Raw genomic sequence first — 2,966 nt, 5'->3', positions numbered from 1 at the left:
TTACCCGTTACATTATCGGATATTACTGCCAACTCAGACCACATCAGTATAACGGTGGTTTAACTCCCAATGAATCAGAACGATTATATTGGGAAAACTCTCAAACCGTGGCCAATTTTAGTTGACCACTACAGCTTAAATTGCACGGTGAAGTTGCATGGATAAGTGTGCGTTGAAATCGTCGCCATAAAAAACCCCCATATTAATGGAGGTTAGTTGTTCTTTTTTTTCTTACCAGTTGTAGCGAGCTGCGAGGTATGCGATCAGATCAGCGCCCTTCGTAACTAAGAAGACTAAGAACATCGTGATAATGATACCAGCCGCATGGCTTTTCATTCGGTCTTTTATTGAAATGTAATCATCTGACATGGGTATCTCCGTTTATTTTTCTTTTAAGCAGTTTGAACGTTGCTTGAAATTGGTTTTTTTAGAGTTGATTTACCAACCAGTTGGGTTTTCTACGTCTACATTCCAATAGTACTTAGCGCAAGCTTTCACTTCCCAGCTTGAATTTTTATCAACACTAATACCGCGAGCCTTTTGACACCAACCATTAGCAAAGAACTCAATAGTTGTAAATGTCATAGCAACTACAGCAAACAGTAGAATAACCAAATTGATAAGTTTTGCGATTGGGTGTTTTTTGTTAGTATTTGTTGTCATTGTTTTTTCTATAAAAATCAGAAGTTTATATAAATTAATTATGCAACTAAATATCTTTTAATACAAGACTCAAAAAAAAGCAAATTATTGTTTTATATGGTTTTATATGGTTTTATTGCTATGGAGACTGTCTTGAAGTGGATCAAAGGTGGCTGCTAGAGCTATTTTTATGCATCCTTGTCATAATCGTTAGGCAATTTTTAGCAAAATCAACCGCTTTCTCATGGTGCTGCATTTTACACAAGAAAGAGTCGTAGCTCTCTTTGTTAACTACCAGTTTTACACGTTTACCCCCCAAGTGATAATCAATAAAGCCACGATAAATCAATGCATCAGGGTGCGGCTTACCAACAATCTTATATTGATTATGGAAGTTCAGTGTCCAGAGGCTCGCCTTAAAAATTAAATCTTCAATATGTTTCATCGTTAACCTTTACTTCCTGACATTCAATGGCACAGCGAACATTAATCTCTAATTGAGCTTGATGTGATCTTCTGGCAAAACAACAGGGATATTACGCAGGTAATGTGTGAGTTGCATCTCAGCCGAGCTATGCCCTGCGAGTTTGGACACACCATAAAGATCCATGCCGTGCTTGTATAGTTCAGACGAGCCAGTTGCTCGTAGGTCGTGAAAATGCAGATCATCAATACCGAGCGCCTTCATTGCTTTCGTCCATGATGTACTCACTGATTTTGGATTGAATGGAAAAATCGGATCAGTTGGCCTCCCTTTTGGCATCTTGTTGATGATGGCAATTGTGGCAGCATTGAGCGTGATTTTAGTTATTTTGTTTTTATTATCTGTTGGATCTTTTCGCTTATCGACAGTCAGGATATGTGTCGTTTCATTGTAGTCCTGCCATTTTAACTTCTGACAAATCTCACCTTGTCGCATGCAGACATATAAAGCAAACCACATGATGTCTATCATCGGGATAGATGAACGTCCTCTCATATCCATGCCTTCATAGTATTCAGTAATTTTAGTCAATTCCTCTAGTGATAACACACGATTGCGAGGACGGCTCCGGCTTATCAATCCATGCCTTTTTAACGTTGGTCTCGCATCTCGCAGTGCATCTGTATTGAAATTGAATCCTAATAGCGTGTTCGCGTCATAAAACGCCGTGGATAGCGCGCTTAGATAAAAGCCTAGAGTTGAGGGTGAAAGTTGATAAGTTTCCTGAATCTCTCTCAGTGTTTGAATGATATCCCTAGGCGTAATCAAATCGATGGGTAGATCTGCCAATGAAGAGTTAATAAAACGCTTAATGACGGTTGAGATATTTTTGTTGTATTTGGGTGCCATCTCTTCATCCGCTGATACATAAGATTGAAATTGGGTTAGGGCATCGCTAACAGCAAGAGCAGTAGGCCTTGAATGAAGAAAACTAAAATCCTTCTCCTTAAGTTGCGCTGAGATGTTTTTGGCAAATCGCGCAGCTTGTGACTGACTTTTAAATGTGCGAGACATAGAAAATTTAATAGGGTCTTTTTTGCCTGATCTTGCTCTGACCTTGTAAGACATGCCGGATTTGAGATGTTGTGGCTCGATACTAATTGTTGCCATTTTTTGACTCTTTTTTAACTGGTTTGAGTCGATAGTAATGGTTTGGGTTTGATTGTAAATACGATGGTGTTTTGTTTTAAATTGTTGATTATAAGATACTTTTATTTATATTAGTGCATGAGGTTATTGGTTTTTTTAGATGGGGCGATTTATCAATTAGTTAGAAAGTTTGAGTCCATGATTCCGCTCCTTTTCGTCAAAGAACAAACCATACCTTTGAAAATGTAACTATATGTAACAATGGGTGTGGCTCTTCAATCATGACAGAGCCACTCGTTTGCTAGTTGATGCGTTGGTGAATATCCTCAACACTCAACCGCAGGTAAATATTATTCAAAACGTTGATGTCGCGATGCCCTGTAATACGTGATATTTCAACGATGTTGAGTCCTCGTTCAAACAGCCTGCACGCTCCTTCAGCTCGTAAGTCATGGTAATGGAGGTCATCAATACCTTGTTCATGACAAATTCTCTGCCAAGCAGCACCAATCGCAGTTGATTTGTAGGGAAAAATGCACGAATCAATTTTTGGCTGACGTTTTATGATTTCAATGGCATCACTAAATAGAGGGATAGTGCAGTGATTGCCCTTTTTCTGCCGTGGGTCTTTGCGATCTCGAATGACCACTGTACCTGCGTTTTCATCAAAGTCTTCCCACGTGATCCTTGTAATTTCGCCGAGGCGCATACAAGTAGAAAGTGACATGTGGAAAATATCGACTAGTGGAAT

5 protein-coding genes and 1 pseudogene are annotated in these 2,966 nt (G+C 39.1%); 1 reads left to right on the top strand and 5 read right to left on the bottom strand.

What is annotated here, in order from left to right:
- A pseudogene (locus NB504_RS02935) lies at positions 1-125 on the top strand (IS3 family transposase); the annotation flags it as partial.
- Between the two features lie 106 nt (positions 126-231).
- Here the strand turns inward: NB504_RS02935 and NB504_RS02930 are convergent.
- The 5 genes from NB504_RS02930 to NB504_RS02910 form a co-directional block, all read right to left on the bottom strand.
- On the bottom strand, positions 232-369 hold the full coding sequence (locus NB504_RS02930; RefSeq protein WP_258428234.1) for a hypothetical protein: 138 nt from the start codon (positions 367-369) through the stop codon (positions 232-234).
- 69 nt (positions 370-438) lie between these two features.
- Positions 439-663, bottom strand: a complete 225-nt coding sequence (locus NB504_RS02925; RefSeq protein WP_217523039.1) for a hypothetical protein — start codon at positions 661-663, stop codon at positions 439-441.
- Positions 664-805: 142 nt separating this feature from the next.
- Complete coding sequence (locus NB504_RS02920) at positions 806-1,087, bottom strand: hypothetical protein (RefSeq protein WP_021823463.1); 282 nt, start codon at positions 1,085-1,087, stop codon at positions 806-808.
- A gap of 48 nt (positions 1,088-1,135) precedes the next feature.
- Positions 1,136-2,236 carry a site-specific integrase gene (locus NB504_RS02915; RefSeq protein ID WP_217542850.1) on the bottom strand — a complete coding sequence of 367 codons (1,101 nt, stop codon included), beginning with the start codon at positions 2,234-2,236 and terminating at the stop codon, positions 1,136-1,138.
- A 280-nt stretch (positions 2,237-2,516) separates the two neighbouring features.
- Positions 2,517-2,966: site-specific integrase (locus NB504_RS02910; protein ID WP_258428233.1), on the bottom strand; the 450-nt coding region annotated here is incomplete at its 5' end.

It is taken from the genome of Vibrio sp. RM-69-4 (assembly GCF_024743775.1).
Taxonomy (GTDB): Bacteria; Pseudomonadota; Gammaproteobacteria; order Enterobacterales; family Vibrionaceae; genus Vibrio; species Vibrio anguillarum.
This window is presented reverse-complemented; position numbering and strand designations above follow the sequence as displayed.